This is a genomic window from uncultured Amphritea sp. (genome assembly GCF_937127095.1).
Taxonomy (GTDB): domain Bacteria; phylum Pseudomonadota; class Gammaproteobacteria; order Pseudomonadales; family Balneatricaceae; genus Amphritea.
Genome location: NZ_CAKZLP010000007.1, coordinates 17,480 through 33,666, shown reverse-complemented (window position 1 = coordinate 33,666; position 16,187 = coordinate 17,480). Strand labels below are relative to the sequence as shown.

The window sequence follows — 16,187 nt, the reverse complement described above, 5'->3', positions numbered from 1 at the left end:
CCAAGGTAAATAAAGTCACCTTTTTCATTTAGCATTAAGAACTGGTGTAATTTAAACAATATACCACAAAGCAAAATGCTATAACAATAACCTAATCAAATTAGATAATAAAATTCTTAAAATAAATTTAATGGTTTAATTATATATAAAAATATATTAAAATTTATAAACAATATATTCTTTATATTTATTAGTATTAGTTTTGTAACTCATTAAATTGTTACCAAAGTTGATTTTTAACTTTTTATTTATCTTCTATAACTGTCCTTGTTTGTTCTATCTTTTGTTTAAGATATTCTATTTCTGCTTTTTTGTTCTCATTTTCTTAAATGAGTTTTTTTTGTTGATCAAATATTTATGTAAATTTGTTCTTTTATTGTAGAATCTTAAAAGAGTTCTTTAAATATCCAAGATATTCTTTCTATTAATAATAATACTTTTCTTATTCCTTTAAAATATGCTTTAGGTGATTCTCGGATTGTTCTTAAGTATTTTTTTAAGATTATGTATACATTAATTCTTTTAGTTTATTCTTATTGATACTTTTCATATGTGTTATTAATATATGCTTAAAAGTAAAATCTACTTTTAGTTAATTCTTATTTTGGTATTGACCACTTTGTTTAAAATTGATTTTTTTACTTGTTTTGGCTCATCTTTTTATTTTAAAGTTTCCTTAAGTCTTTTTTCTATCAAAAATTGTATCATCTTAAAAAATAAAAAAGTTCTTAAAAAGAAGATTGTTATCCTTTAGATTCTCTTTATAATGAGAAAGTTCTTTTTAAATATCTTGAATTTCTTATGTGGTTTCTGTGTATTAGGAATAAATGGGTGTCTTTTTTAATTCTTTATTATCTGTTTAGATTATGTTAAGCTGTAGCTTAAGGTCTTAAATTTTCTCTTTTAATGCATAGATAATGGATTAATCATTCTGATTAGGTTCAAGTTGAGAATTATCTTTTGAATTTAATTTTATATGATTTTGTTACTTATCAAATAAATACTTATTTTCTTATATAAAATTACTTTTTAAAATATTTGTTTTTTATAACTAATTTACTTGATTATTTAAGTTATTATTCTATTGGTTTTCCAGTTGTATATTTTGTTATAGATTTTATATTTCTGTCTATAAAGATTCATAATCGTAATTACCTTAATCACCAAATGTTTTAGGAAAACTATATTAATTAAAAGAAACTAATTTGTTAAAAGAGCTGTTACTATTAAGATCATTATTGATTTCTTTTAGTTTTTTAATACTTTGATTAATAATCTTTGTCTATTCAAATAAGGATGGTTATTAACTGATATAGAAAAAGTTATTTTATTAAAATTTCGGTTTTTAACTTTTTGAGATTTTCATTATAAAATTTTAAATAAAAATTTAATAAAAAATCTTAAATTAATTAAAAGTATTTATTCTTTAGGAATTCTTTAGCTTATATTAGATAACTTTTTTATTTTAAATTCTATTCATTAAAGGATACATTTTCAAGTTATGATAAATTTTATGATTTTTTAGCTTTTAATCATTTTTTGGTCTTTTCAGATATATCAATTATTTTGTTAAGAATATTTTATTTATTTTTAAATATCTATTAGAAAATCTTTTATTTTTATTGTTTATATTGATCAATTTACATATTGGATTGTTTTTGTAATTATGGTGCTTTAATTACTTAAACTCATTAATTTGGTATCATTTTAGGATCTATGTTAAAATAGTCAATTTTTATTACTTTTTTTGGTATTTTTAATTCATAAGAATAATTCTAATTTACATAATATTTACTTTTTTTTCTTACTTCTTATGGTTATACCTTTGATATTACTCATTATACATTTCCATCATCAGTTTCTTAATAAAAGGATTTTTTTGATTTTCTCTTTTAAACTAGATTTTATAATGTTTATTATTTGGATAATAATTTGACTTTTTCTTATAAATTTTTCTATTCTAAAAACTATTCTTCTAACTATTAATCTTATTGGTTTATTGATTTGGATTTGATTAAAAACTTTACTGCTTTATTTGGATTAGAATAATCTTATAAATCTTTAAAACTTTATTTGTTTAACAATTCCTTTACTACATTATTAATAGATTAACTCTTTGTCTTCTTTATTACCCCGACACTCGACCACGATATGTGTTTTTTTCTCATGCTGCCCCTTCTCTTGCAGAAACTCATACAAAGTTTCCATACAGAACCCTAAAGCAGTGTGATACGGATTCGAATCAATCTCATTCGGCTTTTTCAGCAACTGATCAAAATAAAATTGCTATACTCGATAATCTCCGTTAGTTGGTTGAGAAAATCGTACTTTTCCTCCTTACTCCGGAAAATGTTGAATACCCCCTTTTCCTTACGAATTTCATTCTCGTGCAATACGACCTGGTCATGCCCAAAGTGATTAAACTTGAATTTTTCAAGTGCAGAGACAATGGCTTCACTGTAGTGCCGTTTATGAAAAACACAGAACGCTAAAACAAAAATAGGGTAGTTCGGATCAATACTTTGAAGACTGTGATCCCCACTTTCATCCACGTAGACAATGTACTTACTAAAAGGGGATTCTTGCTCGACTTTATAATTCGTTGCATGAACGTCTATATTAGCTTTATCGAACTCAAATAACGGTAACTGCTGCTCTTCCTTGTTCAACACTCTTACCCTCGATGCTGTAGTTTCTATGAGGCTTTTGCAAACCTCTGCGTTACCTCATTAGCGTTAAATACTACTCTGATTAAATGCGAAATGCCTGGATGTTGAGTATAGAGTTGGAAGGGATCGGCGTTTAAGAGATCGTAACACCTACCCCAGCCAACCCCGCATATATGCTTTACGGGCGATCATTTTATCAACCAGTTTCTGACTGCCGCCGCTGTTGAGGATAACCCGGCGGATCTGTTCGTCCGGGATCTGCGTGACCACTCTGATCGCCTGTTTAATCTCGTCGTCAGTCATATCGGCGAACAGCTTCAGGGCGTGGAGATTATCTGCATCTGTTCGCAATGCATTCAGCTCTTCCACGGCAGTCCCGAACGCTTTGCCTTTGGGGTCGCCGTGGGCACGAAAGGCCAGTGCCCCACCGACATCCAGGGTTATCACTTTACCATCGACCACGCCCTGATTATCGCCATCAAACCCGGCGGCATCCCAGTTAGCGCTCCAGGCGTGTACGCCGAACCATTGCTGCGCCTGTTTGCGTTCGCTCTCGTTAAAGTGCGCAATAACTTTTTTGTCGAGGGTTAACCATTCGGTGACGATCTGACAAGGGTCGACACTGTTGAGATAGGTCAGGGTTGGGGCGCCAGCCAGTTGATAGAGCCTTGCTGCGATCAATTCATTGCGGGCATGCATCGGCGATTCCAGCGATTTCACATAGTAGCGCTGGCCATTGCGGTCCTGAAAAACCCCGGCCGGGTTGCTGCCGATCTGACCGCCTACCCGTTGCAGGGTGTTGGTATCAATCAACGGATTCACAGACGCAGCGCTGCTCTTCGTCATCGATAGCCTGGGTTTGTCGCACCAGGGTCAGCTGTGACGGGGTTTCGATAGCACCTTTACGGGCACGACGTACCGTTTTAATCGCCTCTTTAGGCGGCATACCCAGCTCTGCCAGCAGCCGTGCAGCGATCATCCCGGCGCGGCCAAGGCCGCCCTTACAGTGCACCAGTATAGCTTCACCCTTGCGCAACCTGTTGCGGATCTCTCGCCCCTCGGTGGCCCACTGCTGCTCAAACGCTTCTGTCGGAACAGAGTAATCCGCAATGGGCAGGTGCAGCCAGCCGATCCCCCGGCGCTGAGTTTGCTGCCCGAGATTGGGCACCTTAAGTTCTTTAAGCTCAAAGTCTTCCACCAGGGTGACCACCAGCGTTGCGCCCCACTCGGCAATCAGATCAAGATCGGTATCGAGATCCCGCGCCCAGGCGCCGGTGATCGCAAACGGGTCGTGCTTGCCCGGACAGAAGGTGATGCCGATCCGGCCCTGGGAAGGTGCCGCCCGGACTTCGGCGATCTGCAAGGGATGGGACTGACTAGTGCGGGTTACCATTTTACGCTCTCCCCGTATTGATACAGAATGTCAGCGGCAGACTTAACACAGAAAGACTATTCACCCGCCATCTCCTCTTCAATAAAACGTTCAGCGATATGCAGAAAGTTGCTGCCGCCGATCTCATCGGTGGGGTCAAGTTCCAGCAGTTTACTCAACACCTGCCTGGCACGAACGACCTTTCCCTGTCTCAGACGGATAACCCCAAGCGCTTTAAGACTGAACAGATAAAGCCGGGCAACGGACTTGTCTTCCAGCCAGGGAGCACTGTCCTTTGCTAACAAACGGTAGTTACGTCTGAAACCACCCTGACGGGCCGCTTCGGTCAGGGTCAGCCAGACCTGCCGTTCTGAGTCCTTATACCGGGCAATTCGAAAGTAAAGTTTGTACAGTGCGATATAGGTATCCAGCGCGTCAGGCCAGCGTTGCATCGCGTCCAGCAGAATGATTTCCTTTGCTAGAGGATCACTCTGATTGGCCGCCTGATAGAGCACCAGCCCCAACTCGTCCGACAAATTGTCGGAAAAGTAACGTTGCTTACCCTCCAGTATCGCTATGTTTTCCATCGCATTCCTGTCTTCATTACAACACTTCAGACCTCCCCCAGACAGCGTCAGATATAGGCTCAGGAGCATTCAGGGTAAAGGTGATGAATCAACCATCCTGTTGATGACTAAAAAGAAGCTCCCGGATAGGAGAGGATTGCAAGAAGTGTGCAAGGTTCTGGAAGTCAGAATTGATGTACAGCAAAAAAAGGAACAGGCCTTTTATAGTTTCAGACACCACAGGGCAAATAACGGTGTATCCACAGACCTCATGGAGTGAACAATATCAGCGGGGTTATAGACGAAGCCGCCGGGGCCCGGAGAGTGCCAGGCATTGTTGCTTTGCCGCCAGAAACCCTCGCTCAACACGATATAGACCTCTTCCGGAAGGTGGTGGTGATCCGGGTAGGTTAACCCCGGTCGCATAAGAGTCACCCCTACCTGAATATCATCACGCACCACCAGCCCCCGCGGACCTATAATATCAGCGTTCGCATGGCCAGCCGTAAAGTCTTCCATACCCGGTGCTGGCCTTTTGTACCAGGACAGAGAGTCGGCGATGTTGAAGAAAGATTCTGCCAATGAATGTAATCCGACTGGCAGTGATGGATAGCTCTGTTTCACCTGCTGAAGAATATCATGCAAAGGACTAGTCTTTAGCGTTAGCGGGGATAGATCACCTTGCTGTTCAAGTCTGAGGCAGATCGCTTCTACTGTGTTATAGGCCTCAGGCGATAATCCAACAGCGCCGCTCAGCACTCTTAGTAACTCCAGCCGAAAACGGTTAAGCGGACTATCCATCAGACCCCCTCTGAAAAGCGACTCTATTGCTGTTTCGCCTGCATCTTATCGATATAGGCCTGCATAGACGCCAGATTGAGCTGATCGACCTGGCTCTGAATCTGCAGTTTGACGTTAGCCTTTGCCTCAGCAGAATAGAGGGTATAGAGCACATAGTTCACGCCCAGCGACAGAACAAACAACAGGGCGACCACGATCACCGCATCCAGATGCAACTCAAACTTTTTCAACGCTCAATCCCTCGGTAAAGAATTCTGAAACCTACTGACCGAACAGTAACACAGGGGTGATCAGCGGATATATTGCTGCTGTAAGTTTTTCGCTGACTTTATCGCAACAGCACACTCTACTTCTGCTTTCGATACTGCGCCGGGCTAACACCGAACTGCTCCCGGAACATATAGATAAAGGGTGAAGGTGAGCTATAGCCCAGCTCCAATGCGATTGCGGTGATGCTCTGCCCTGTGTTCAGCAGCTCTATCGCCTGCATCAGGCGTAGCTGCAGCCGCCACTGTTTCACTGACATACCGGTTTCGCGGCGAAAACGGCGGTCCAGTGTCCGCAGCGAAACCGCCAGTTCAGCGGCCAGTTGTTCCGATGTTGCACTGCTGTCAGACTGTTCGTAAAGCCCGTTACACAGGCTGATCAGATCTGCGCTGACCGGCCAGGGCAGATATCGGTCATTCCGTTCGAGACGTTCCAGTGTCTGCAATAACAGTTGTATCAGGTCATTTTCATAGCCTTGTATCGGGTACTCGACCGCAAACGCCGCTGCCGTCAGTATCAGTTCCCGGAACAAGGGCGTTACCTGCAGCACCGTCGCCTTTTCTGATGTCAGGCCCTGATAGTCCGCTTCAAGATAAAGACTTTTCAGCTCAGCGCCATACTCGGTGTACACGCTGTGCTGGCAGCCCCGGGGCAGCCAGATCGCCTGCTCTGGCGGAATAAAATAGCGTTCGCCGATCAGGTCCACCACCAGCACACCGGATACCGCATAGAGCAGCTGATGCCAGTCATGCCGATGGGGCGGGAAAAAGTGCCCGGCAGGCATCGTTTCCTGACGCACATACAGTTCCCGGGGCAGGGACTGCATCGCCAACAGACCCAGTTCGTGGGCAGTATCCTTCGTCATAAGCTCTATTCCATCATCTGTCTTGTTTTATACACATTCTGTCATTTTATAGAAAGATAACAGGAAAGGTATCCGTTAACCTGTGGTCTGTTAACTTTTACATCTACCCGCCTGAGAACTATAGATGCCAGACATTAGTAAATTTCGCATGCTACTCACCTGTGTGTTAGGCGTCGTTGCCACCATCGGCATCGCCCGCTTTGCCTACACGCCGATGATTCCGGAGATGGCCCGGGGTGTCGGTCTGAGTGAATCGGTGGCGGGCTATCTGGCGGCGGCCAACTATGCCGGCTATCTCAGTGGGGCACTGCTGATCTCGTTTATCCACAGCCTCGCACTGAAAGCCCGGCTCTATAAAATCGGCCTGCTCACCGCAGTGCTCACCAGCATGGCGATGGCCCTGACGACACTCGAACCGGTCTGGTATCTGCTGCGCTATCTGTCTGGCCTGAGCAGCTCAGCCGGGATGCTGCTTGGAGGTGGCTTACTGATGCACTGGCTAATGAAGCGCAATCACAAAGCAGAACTGGGTATCTTCTTTTCCGGGCTGGGTATCGGCATTGTGATCACCGCCATTCTCGCGGTGATCATTAAAGATATATTCACCTGGGAAGAACAGTGGCTGATTTATGGCGCCGTTACCCTGTTACTGATCCTGCCCGTATGGGTCTGGCTGCCGGACTTCAGTGCTGAGCAATCACTGCCTAAACACCATACCCGGCAGATCCCGATGCCCTCCTCTTTTATGCCGGTTCTGCAACTCGCCTATTTCTGTGCCGGTGCCGGATATGTAATCTCAGCCACTTTTCTGATCACCATTGCTGAAAATATTGAAGCACTGGCCGGCCAGGGCTGGATGATCTGGCTGGTAGCCGGGTTGAGTTGCGCGCCAGCCAGCGCACTCTGGGATAAAGTCGTCAATGTCACCGGTCAGTGGCAGGCCCTGTTTGCCGCCTACCTGCTCAACGCGCTGAGCATTCTGATTCTGTTACTCAGCCACGACCTGATTGCCGTGATTGTCAGCGCCCTGATCTATGGCGCCAGTTTTATCGGTATCGTCGGTATGATGCTGTCGATGGTCGGGCGGCTATTCCCGGACAATCCATCAAAGCCGATGAGCCGACTCACCTTCAGCTATGGTATTGCCCAGGTAATCGCTCCCGCCGTAGTGGGCCTGATGGCAGAGCATGACGGTAACTTTAACAACGGCCTGATACTGACACTGATCGTCATGTTAGGTGGTAGCGTTGCGCTGTTAATCGCACAAAGAATCGAGCAGCGGGCTGAGCTATCGGCAGCGATCAGCAACAGTGTTTAGTGATATCACCCATGACACTCACACGAAAAAGCCCCGGAATAAATTGACGCCAGCCAGTTTTATCCCCATGTTTAGTTAAGTGGATGATAATGAAGGAGTCAGTTATGGCCACCGATGTCGAGATCGCGCTACAGTTCACACCCAGCCCCATCACTGAGATCACCGGAAAACTGGGCATCGAGAGTGATTACCTCAGCCATTATGGTCGCGACATCGCCAAGGTCGATCTGCGGGCGTTAACCCACAGCAACCGCACGCCAGGCAAGCTGATTCTGGTGTCTGCCACCACCCCCACACCGTCTGGTGAGGGAAAAACCACGACAACCATTGGTCTGGCACAGGCATTTTCACAACTGAATGAGTCGGTGTGTATGGCCCTGCGGGAGCCATCATTGGGGCCCTGCCTAGGGATGAAAGGCGGTGCCACCGGTGGTGGTTATAGCCAGATCATGCCTGCTGACCGCATCAATCTGCACTTTACCGGTGACTTCCATGCGATCACCAGCGCCAATAACCTGCTGTCAGCCGCACTCGATAACCATATCTATCATGGCAATGAGCTGGGTATCGACCCGCGGCAGATCGTCTGGCGCCGGGTGATGGATATGAATGACCGCAGTCTGCGCAAAATCGTTCTGGGCCTGGGCGGCAAGCTGCAGGGCACTCCCCGCGAGGGCGGCTTCGATATTACCGCCGCCTCTGAGGTGATGGCGATGCTCTGTCTGGCCGAAGATGCTGAAGATCTGCAGCAGCGTCTTGATCGCACCCTGATCGGGTACACCTATGCCGGTGAGCCGGTGTATGCCGCGCAGCTAAAGATTACCGGAGCGATGATGGCGCTGTTGCGGGATGCGCTGCAACCCAATCTGGTGCAAAGTTTTGAAGGCACCCCGGCGTTTGTTCACGGTGGCCCTTTTGCTAATATCGCCCACGGTTGCAACAGCGTTATCGCCACCCGCATGGCGATGCAATATGCCGACTGGGCCATTACAGAAGCGGGTTTCGGCTTTGACCTAGGGGCAGAAAAGTTCTTCGATATTAAATGTCGCATCGCCAGGCTGGACCCGGATGCAGTGGTTCTGGTAACCACCGTACGGGCGCTGAAGATGCATGGCGGTAAGCACAAAAGCGCGCTGGACGATGAAGACCTCACCGCCGTAAAACTGGGCCTCGGCAATCTGGATAAACATATTGAGAGTGTCATGCTGTTCAATAAGCAACCGGTGGTAGCGCTCAACCGTTTCGCCACCGACACCGATGCCGAAGTCGCTATTATTCGTCAGCGCTGCAGCGAACTGGGGGTAGCATTCGCGGAGACCACTCACCATGCCGATGGCGGCAAAGGGGCACTTGAACTGGCCCGGGCGGTGATCGATTCAGTGGCGCAGAACCGGCCATTTAAACCCCTGTATGATCTGGATATGACCGTACTGGAAAAAGTGCGGGCGGTGTGCAAACAGATGTATGGTGCGGATGATGTTGCCTTTACCAAAGAGGCGGCAAAAGACCTGCAACTGGTCGAGCAGCTGGGACTGACCCATCTGCCGGTCTGTATCGCCAAAGCACCCAGCTCGCTGTCAGATGACCCGTTACTGCATGGCAGACCCAGAGACTTTGAAGTCACCGTGCGAGCGATTCAGATCAATTCCGGTGCCGGATTTCTGGTGATTCTGACCGGCGATATCCTGCGCATGCCGGGGCTACCGAAAGAGCCTGCCGCCAATAAGATGCGATTATTGAAAAGTGGGGTGATCGAAGGGCTGGAGTAACCAAAACAACGGCCTGATGACGCCAAACTTTTCGGCATCCGCTTCAGAAATACAGTAAAATGCCGGCTTTACTATAACCAAGTAACGCCAGAGCTGTTTTTCCAGCTCGCCTAACTCCGGATTTTTCAGATGATACGTGTTTCTAATATTAAACTGCCACTTGATCATGATGATCAGGCGCTCACCGATGCTATTTTAACCACTCTCGGCATTACCGCTGAGCAGTTAACGGCGGTTAACATATGCCGCCGGGGTTACGATGCACGGAAAAAGAACACCATCTTTCTGATCTATACCCTCGATGTCGACACCACTATTAACGAACAGCTGCTGCAAAAGCATGTGGGTAATCAGTCGATTCGCCCAACCCCGGATATGGAGTACAAGTTTGTTGCTCAGGCTCCGGCCGATCTGCAGGAGCGCCCGCTGGTGATCGGTTTTGGCCCCTGCGGTATCCTCGCCGGTCTGGTACTGGCACAGATGGGCTATAAGCCGCTGATTATCGAACGGGGTAAAGAGGTGCGCCAACGGACTAAAGACACCTTTGGTTTCTGGCGGCAGAAAAAACTGAATACCGAATCCAATGTGCAGTTTGGTGAGGGCGGCGCAGGCACCTTTTCCGATGGCAAACTCTGGACGCAGATCAAAGACCCGAACCATTATGGCCGTAAAGTACTGACTGAGTTTGTTACCGCCGGCGCACCGGAAGAGATCATGTACGTCAGCAAACCCCATATCGGCACCTTCCGTCTGGTGTCGATGGTGGAAAAGATGCGCGCTAAGATTATCGAACTGGGCGGCGAGATCCGCTTTAGCGCCCGAGTTGATGATCTGCATATTGAGGAGGGCCAGGTCACCGGTATCACCCTGTCCAGCGGCGAAACGATCCGCTCAAAGCATGTCGCCCTGGCGATCGGCCATAGCGCCCGGGATACCTTCCAGATGCTGTTCGACAAAGGTGTGTATATGGAAGCCAAACCGTTCTCGGTGGGCTTTCGCATAGAACATGAACAGTCACTGATCGATAAGGCCCGTTTCGGCAAAAATGCCGGACACCCGATTCTCGGTGCCGCGGATTATAAACTGGTACACCACTGCAAAAGTGGTCGTTCGGTCTATAGCTTCTGCATGTGCCCCGGCGGTACAGTGGTAGCGGCATCATCGGAAGAGGGCCGGGTGGTCACCAACGGCATGAGCCAGTACTCCCGTCAGGAACGCAACGCCAACAGCGCTATCGTGGTGGGCATCGACCCATCAGATTACCCCGGCAACCCGCTGGCTGGGATAGACCTGCAGCGCCAGTTAGAAAGCAACGCCTACCTGATGGGCGGCGAGAACTACGACGCCCCGGCACAGAAAGTCGGCGACTTTCTGAAAGGCTCGGCCTCAGAGAAACTCGGCAGCGTACAACCCTCATTTAAGCCGGGCATTAAACTCACCGACCTGTCTAAAGCCCTGCCGGACTTCTGCATCGAAGCGATTCGTGAAGCGATCCCGGAATTTAATAAGAAGATCAAAGGCTTTGCCAAGGATGACGCCCTGCTCACCGGCGTGGAAACCCGCACATCATCACCTGTTTCCATCAAACGTGACCATACGATGCAAAGCATCAACACCAAAGGCTTATTCCCGGCCGGTGAGGGTGCCGGTTACGCAGGTGGCATTATGTCAGCGGCAATCGACGGTATTAAGATCGCTGAAGCGATTGCCATGAGTATTAATAAACAGCAGAACTAAAGCTCTGCTCCTCAATAAGAGTGGTTCGAAAAGTAAATCCGGACTATTGATAGTTATGATCCCTGAACAGATGACTAAATAAAACCCAGGTACATAACAATTATCAACTACCATTTGCGGATTTTATTAATCCATATTTAACTTACAATTAACAACTTAACTCAGGCATCAGTTTTTTATTCCGTTTGTGTCCGAATATGGTATGTTGTTTCATGTGCGGTAGTAGCAAATAAAATAGGGCAGCCTATGACAAAATATTATACGACTGGACAGGCTGCCAAAGTTCTAGGTGTGTGTATTCGCACGGTACAATTATGGGGAGAAGCTGGACGGATAGAATCCTGGAAAACATCCGGCGGTCATCGACGCTTATCAAGAAAGTCGGTTCATGCACTGCATAACTCCGACCCTACACCCGACGTATTAAGTACAGAACCCTCACCCGGCAAAGCGATTAAGAAGTTCCTGATTGTCGATGACAGCAAAGCGGATTCACGCCTGTTAACCCGGATTATCCTCAGCGTTTTTCCAGATGCTGAGATTACTGAAGCCGAGGATGGCTTTGAAGCACTAATCCGCGTAGGCAAAAACCCGCCCGATATACTGCTTGCCGATCTGGATATGCCGAATATGAACGGATTGCAAATGATTCAAGCGATCCATCAGCAACTCGGTAACGAAAAACCCATTCTGATCATAACCACAGCTTACGATTCAGAAGAACTGAAAAGCCTGTCGCCAATCCCACCCTATGTTGCCAAGGTGTTTCACAAACCCTTGAATATCGACCTCCTGGCGAATTATCTTACACAGATACAATAGCCCATCCCCCCTAACAAGCCCCATATCAATTTCACCTCATCAATGCGTCACACCAGAACGGGTTTCTCTACTCATCTGACACACCCTGGTATCAATTAAATACGTTCTCAGATTGAGATATAGAAATATTTGATAAAGAATTGATAATAAATCGATAACCATTATTCTATTCTTACACTATCAATCATTAAATGATGGTCTGAATTATCAAAGCTGGAGTCAGGTCATAATTATGAAACATGCTCAATTGCTGTTCGTTGGTACCTTCCATAGTCCACCTGAGTACAGCTATATCAGAGCACTTCGTCCCGACATCAGATTACTGTGCTGTACAGACCTGAGCCAGCTTCCTGCATCGCTCGACACCTCTATTATCATAACCAGCATTCTCTGGCTTGAGACGCTTTCGAAGTCGGAAAAAAAACAGCTGACTCAGGCAGCCGGGAAGTGTTGGCAATGGATTGGCATCAATGACGTGGGGGTTAACAATGATACAGTGCTGCACTGGTTAGAATCCGGCATAAACCATCTACTTCCCCCCGAACTTGAGCAACCACTCCTCAGGCTGCTGACCCGTTACCAGCCTGTATCAGAGTCAGACCAGGCAGTGGTACTCCTGCTTGCAGAAGCAAAACAGACAACCAGCCGATTTGAGAGCCTTCTGCAAAAACAGAATATAAGCAGTATTTCGATTAACCGAAATAGCACCACTGTTTCTCCAGACCAGATAGCAGCTGACCTGATACTCGCCATAGATAGGTTTGGTGTTAATCAGGTCAGAATACTTAAATCACAACAGGGCTTTGCAGCTCTGCCGGTCATATACCTGACTGAGACGTCAGCGGCTCAGGACCCGCTGTCTCTACCCGATACTTACGCAATGATTCCCAACGACCTGGCAGAAACACTGTTGCCAGACATACTAAAGCAATTCCAGCAGGATATAACAGAACAACGGAGCGACGCACAGAACAGCCCGTATTTAAATTCAATTCAACGATTAACCCGGGTTCTTGGTCAGCACGCCATCATCAGCACCACTGACCGTGCAGGAAGAATCATATACACCAATAAAAACTTCTGCAGCATCAGTGGCTATTCTCAGCACGACCTGATCGGCCAGACCCATCGTATTTTAAAATCGGGCCACCACTCAATCAGCTTTTATAAAAAGCTGTGGCAGACGATAAAAAATGGCGAAGTCTGGCATGGAGTGTTCTGTAACCGAAATAAATCCGGACAGCTTTACTGGGTCTGCTCCCGCATGCTTCCTCTCAGAAACAGTAGCGGTAAAGTCACATCATATATCTGCATTGGCTCAGATATATCATCTCTGCAACAAAGTCGATCACTGCTGCATGAGTTCGATCAGTTGGTGTCAAATATACAGGGCCAGGCTCAACTGGTTCCCTGGGTTATGGATGTAAAGAACCAGAATATTTGCTGGTCAATGCATGCTGTAAGAGTACTTGGATTCAAAGAGGCCAACGCCCCGTTAAACGCTGATCAACTGCTATCAATGATTCACCCCGATGATCGAAAGAGGGTAAAAGGTGCGCTGATAACCTCTATGAAAAAGCGGACTCAGTTCGAAACAGAGCTCAGAATAGCCGCTCCTGATGGTTCAAAGCGCTGGTTCAGTGCTAAAGGTCTGACGATATATGATAAGGATGACCAACCAGTCCACATTCAGGGGGTGTTGGAAGATATAAATGCACAGAAAATAGCTGAAAAAATGATTTCCGGCAGCCTCAGTCTGTTCCGCCAGATGTTTAACTCCAGCGACAACTGCATAGCGATAGCGGACTCCCGGGGCAAAATAGTATTCATTAATCCTGCTTATACACGCGTGATGGGGTACTGTGCTGCAGAGGTCATTGGCCTGGATTGCAGAGATCTGGTTAGTAGTAACTATACAATAGCCACACAACTGGTGGACAAGCTCCTCAGAGAAAAGCAGAACTGGAAAGGCACGACAACAAGGCGACGTAAAGATGGCTCTGAGTTCATTGCACTGAATCTGGCAGGCCCTATTCAAGATGAGTCAGGCACAATTACCCACCTGTACGTAACATTCACCGATATCACCCAGGAGTTACAGAACCAACAGGAGTTAACACAGGCAAAAGCGACGGCTGAGCAAGCTAACCGGGCCAAGTCAGAATTCATAACGCGGATGAGTCATGAGCTGCGTACCCCCATGAACTCTATACTCGGATTTGCACAACTGCTGCTGCAAGATCCAGAGTTAGCGTCTGCATTGCAACAGGATGCCAGGGAGATATTCAGGGCTGGCAGTCACCTGCTGCAACTCATCAACGACCTTCTCGATCTCTCTAAAATCGAATCGGGCCAGATACGTCTGCATATGGAGCAGGTATCGCTAAATCATGTTATCGCTGAATGTGAAGCGCTGCTTCGACCTATGACACAGGCACGTCAGATCAGGTTACTCTCTGACAATATTCAGGACTGTATAGTATTCACAGATCGACTACGTCTGAAGCAGGTGATCCTGAACCTGCTTACCAACGCGATTATCTACTCACCGCCGGATGAGGAGGTAACGATCAACGCCTTCGAATCAGATAACGGTCGCATAAAGGTTGAATTCATCGATAACGGCCCCGGTATTCCCGCAGCATTAATTGATAAATTGTTCATCCCGTTCCAGCGTCTGGATCAAACCTCCGCGAAAGTAGAGGGCTCAGGTATAGGACTGACAATCAGCCAGGAGCTGGTCGAACTAATGGGAGGCGAAGTCAGTGTGAGTAGTCAGCCAGGCGAAGGAGCAATCTCTGGTTTGAGCTTCCTGCTGCTCCCGAACCCGATAATCATCGGGCTGTACAGAAACAAACTTTAATATTTGATACAACAGAAATTTGATAATAAATTTCAAATTCTTGTAGTATCAAGCACCCGATAGCAACTAAAAGGCAAGCTTCATAGACTCAAGCCATAACCTATACACAGATAAGTAACATTAACCCAGATCATAATATGATAAATTTGATAAAATATAGTAGATATCAATTAGGCCTTTAGTTATATTGATTTGCATACTATTTGTACGGTTTTTGACCTGAACACTATAGCAATAGCTCTCATACTAAAAACAAACATAGAGGATATTGATGAGAAAGAACCTTCCGGTTAGTGATTATGAAGTGCCATATGACAGCGCTCTCAATATTCTTTCGACTACAGATGCCAAAGGCGCTATCACCTACGTAAACCGAGATTTTATTCAGCTAAGCGGCTTTGAAGTTAGCGAGTTAGTTGGCAAAAATCATAATACGGTCCGTCATCCTGATATGCCTCCAGCAGCGTTCAGCGACCTCTGGTCTACAGTGAAAACCGGCGAATCCTGGATGGGGATCGTAAAAAATCGCAGCAAAAACGGTGATCACTACTGGGTGGATGCTTATGTGACACCCGTAGAGCGGAATGGACAGAGAGCTGAATACCAATCAGTCCGCCGCAAGCCTGACCCGCAGTATGTGGAGCGCGCTAAGAAGATCTATCCCAGCCTGATGCAGGGGAAAAAACCCCGACAAATTATAAAAACACCATCATTACTAACCCGAACCCTGCTGAGTCTCTATCTTCCAATTTTTTTTGCTTTCGTTGCAGGCAGCATTTTTCTCGAACTACCGTCAACGCTGCTTATCATTTTTTTCACCGCGCTACTCATCTCTACTGCGCTTATCTGCTTCTTCTTCACTCCGCTAAACCGGTTATCGCAGCAGGCCTGGCAGATCAAAACAACTACCTGTGTTAGCCAGAATGAGGTAACGGTAATAACGCTGAATGCAATCTACAACACAGTCGAACTGATATGCAATATGAATACCCAGATCGCTGTAGCGGTTGAACAAACTGCGGTAACCAGCGCGCAGATGTTATCCGTTTCTCAGAGCTTCTCCGAACTGTCATCTCAGTTCTGGGCCAGACAGTATGAATAAAGAGAAATTAATGGATATGACAATTGCTCTGCCGCA

General features: G+C 46.3%; 13 protein-coding genes. 6 read left to right on the top strand and 7 right to left on the bottom strand.

The features are described from left to right. Positions 1-2,261: 2,261 nt before the first annotated feature. The 7 genes from Q0499_RS01185 to Q0499_RS01155 form a co-directional block, all read right to left on the bottom strand. A complete protein-coding gene (locus tag Q0499_RS01185; RefSeq protein ID WP_299195077.1) occupies positions 2,262-2,669 on the bottom strand; it encodes a DUF3800 domain-containing protein in 408 nt (135 codons plus the stop codon). Between the two features lie 150 nt (positions 2,670-2,819). Next, positions 2,820-3,515 carry a hypothetical protein gene (locus tag Q0499_RS01180; protein WP_299195074.1) on the bottom strand — a complete coding sequence of 232 codons (696 nt, stop codon included), beginning with the start codon at positions 3,513-3,515 and terminating at the stop codon, positions 2,820-2,822. After that, complete coding sequence (locus Q0499_RS01175; RefSeq protein ID WP_299195071.1) at positions 3,475-4,062, bottom strand: cyclin-dependent kinase inhibitor 3 family protein; 588 nt, start codon at positions 4,060-4,062, stop codon at positions 3,475-3,477. Before Q0499_RS01175 ends, Q0499_RS01180 begins: the two co-directional genes overlap by 41 nt. Before the next feature lie 56 nt (positions 4,063-4,118). Then, on the bottom strand, positions 4,119-4,628 hold the full coding sequence (locus Q0499_RS01170) for a hypothetical protein (protein ID WP_299195068.1): 510 nt from the start codon (positions 4,626-4,628) through the stop codon (positions 4,119-4,121). Between the two features lie 201 nt (positions 4,629-4,829). Then, positions 4,830-5,408: a dimethylsulfonioproprionate lyase family protein gene (locus Q0499_RS01165; protein WP_299195065.1), complete on the bottom strand. Its 579-nt coding sequence runs from the start codon at positions 5,406-5,408 to the stop codon at positions 4,830-4,832. Positions 5,409-5,431: 23 nt separating this feature from the next. Beyond that, entirely contained in the window at positions 5,432-5,638 is a 207-nt protein-coding gene (locus Q0499_RS01160; protein WP_299195063.1) for a hypothetical protein, read from the bottom strand. 116 nt (positions 5,639-5,754) lie between these two features. Next, entirely contained in the window at positions 5,755-6,540 is a 786-nt protein-coding gene (locus tag Q0499_RS01155; RefSeq protein WP_299195061.1) for a helix-turn-helix transcriptional regulator, read from the bottom strand. 124 nt (positions 6,541-6,664) lie between these two features. On the opposite strand from Q0499_RS01155, the gene Q0499_RS01150 reads away from it, so the two are divergent. The 6 genes from Q0499_RS01150 (at position 6,665) to Q0499_RS01125 (ending at position 16,151) form a co-directional block, all read left to right on the top strand. Next, on the top strand, positions 6,665-7,858 hold the full coding sequence (locus tag Q0499_RS01150; RefSeq protein WP_299195058.1) for a YbfB/YjiJ family MFS transporter: 1,194 nt from the start codon (positions 6,665-6,667) through the stop codon (positions 7,856-7,858). 104 nt (positions 7,859-7,962) lie between these two features. Then, positions 7,963-9,627 carry a formate--tetrahydrofolate ligase gene (locus tag Q0499_RS01145; RefSeq protein WP_299195055.1) on the top strand — a complete coding sequence of 555 codons (1,665 nt, stop codon included), beginning with the start codon at positions 7,963-7,965 and terminating at the stop codon, positions 9,625-9,627. Between the two features lie 129 nt (positions 9,628-9,756). After that, positions 9,757-11,364 (top strand): NAD(P)/FAD-dependent oxidoreductase, encoded by a 1,608-nt coding sequence (locus Q0499_RS01140; protein WP_299195052.1) that lies wholly within the window; start codon positions 9,757-9,759, stop codon positions 11,362-11,364. Between the two features lie 246 nt (positions 11,365-11,610). Continuing rightward, entirely contained in the window at positions 11,611-12,186 is a 576-nt protein-coding gene (locus Q0499_RS01135) for a response regulator (protein ID WP_299195049.1), read from the top strand. 232 nt (positions 12,187-12,418) lie between these two features. Then, on the top strand, positions 12,419-15,049 hold the full coding sequence (locus Q0499_RS01130) for a PAS domain S-box protein (protein WP_299195046.1): 2,631 nt from the start codon (positions 12,419-12,421) through the stop codon (positions 15,047-15,049). A 271-nt stretch (positions 15,050-15,320) separates the two neighbouring features. Then, positions 15,321-16,151, top strand: coding sequence for a PAS domain-containing protein (locus tag Q0499_RS01125; RefSeq protein WP_299195043.1), 831 nt, complete (start codon positions 15,321-15,323; stop codon positions 16,149-16,151). Positions 16,152-16,187: the final 36 nt, after the last annotated feature.

What these genes read in the sequence shown, in the direction of transcription:
- Q0499_RS01175 (WP_299195071.1), bottom strand. Translation starts at nt 4,062, where the DNA reads ATGGTAACCCGCACTAGTCAGTCCCATCCCTTGCAGATCGCCGAAGTC.
- Q0499_RS01145 (WP_299195055.1), top strand. Translation starts at nt 7,963, where the DNA reads ATGGCCACCGATGTCGAGATCGCGCTACAGTTCACACCCAGCCCCATC.
- Q0499_RS01125 (WP_299195043.1), top strand. Translation starts at nt 15,321, where the DNA reads ATGAGAAAGAACCTTCCGGTTAGTGATTATGAAGTGCCATATGACAGC.
- Q0499_RS01180 (WP_299195074.1), bottom strand. Translation starts at nt 3,515, where the DNA reads ATGACGAAGAGCAGCGCTGCGTCTGTGAATCCGTTGATTGATACCAAC.
- Q0499_RS01165 (WP_299195065.1), bottom strand. Translation starts at nt 5,408, where the DNA reads ATGGATAGTCCGCTTAACCGTTTTCGGCTGGAGTTACTAAGAGTGCTG.
- Q0499_RS01170 (WP_299195068.1), bottom strand. Translation starts at nt 4,628, where the DNA reads ATGGAAAACATAGCGATACTGGAGGGTAAGCAACGTTACTTTTCCGAC.
- Q0499_RS01135 (WP_299195049.1), top strand. Translation starts at nt 11,611, where the DNA reads ATGACAAAATATTATACGACTGGACAGGCTGCCAAAGTTCTAGGTGTG.
- Q0499_RS01150 (WP_299195058.1), top strand. Translation starts at nt 6,665, where the DNA reads ATGCCAGACATTAGTAAATTTCGCATGCTACTCACCTGTGTGTTAGGC.
- Q0499_RS01140 (WP_299195052.1), top strand. Translation starts at nt 9,757, where the DNA reads ATGATACGTGTTTCTAATATTAAACTGCCACTTGATCATGATGATCAG.
- Q0499_RS01130 (WP_299195046.1), top strand. Translation starts at nt 12,419, where the DNA reads ATGAAACATGCTCAATTGCTGTTCGTTGGTACCTTCCATAGTCCACCT.
- Q0499_RS01155 (WP_299195061.1), bottom strand. Translation starts at nt 6,540, where the DNA reads ATGACGAAGGATACTGCCCACGAACTGGGTCTGTTGGCGATGCAGTCC.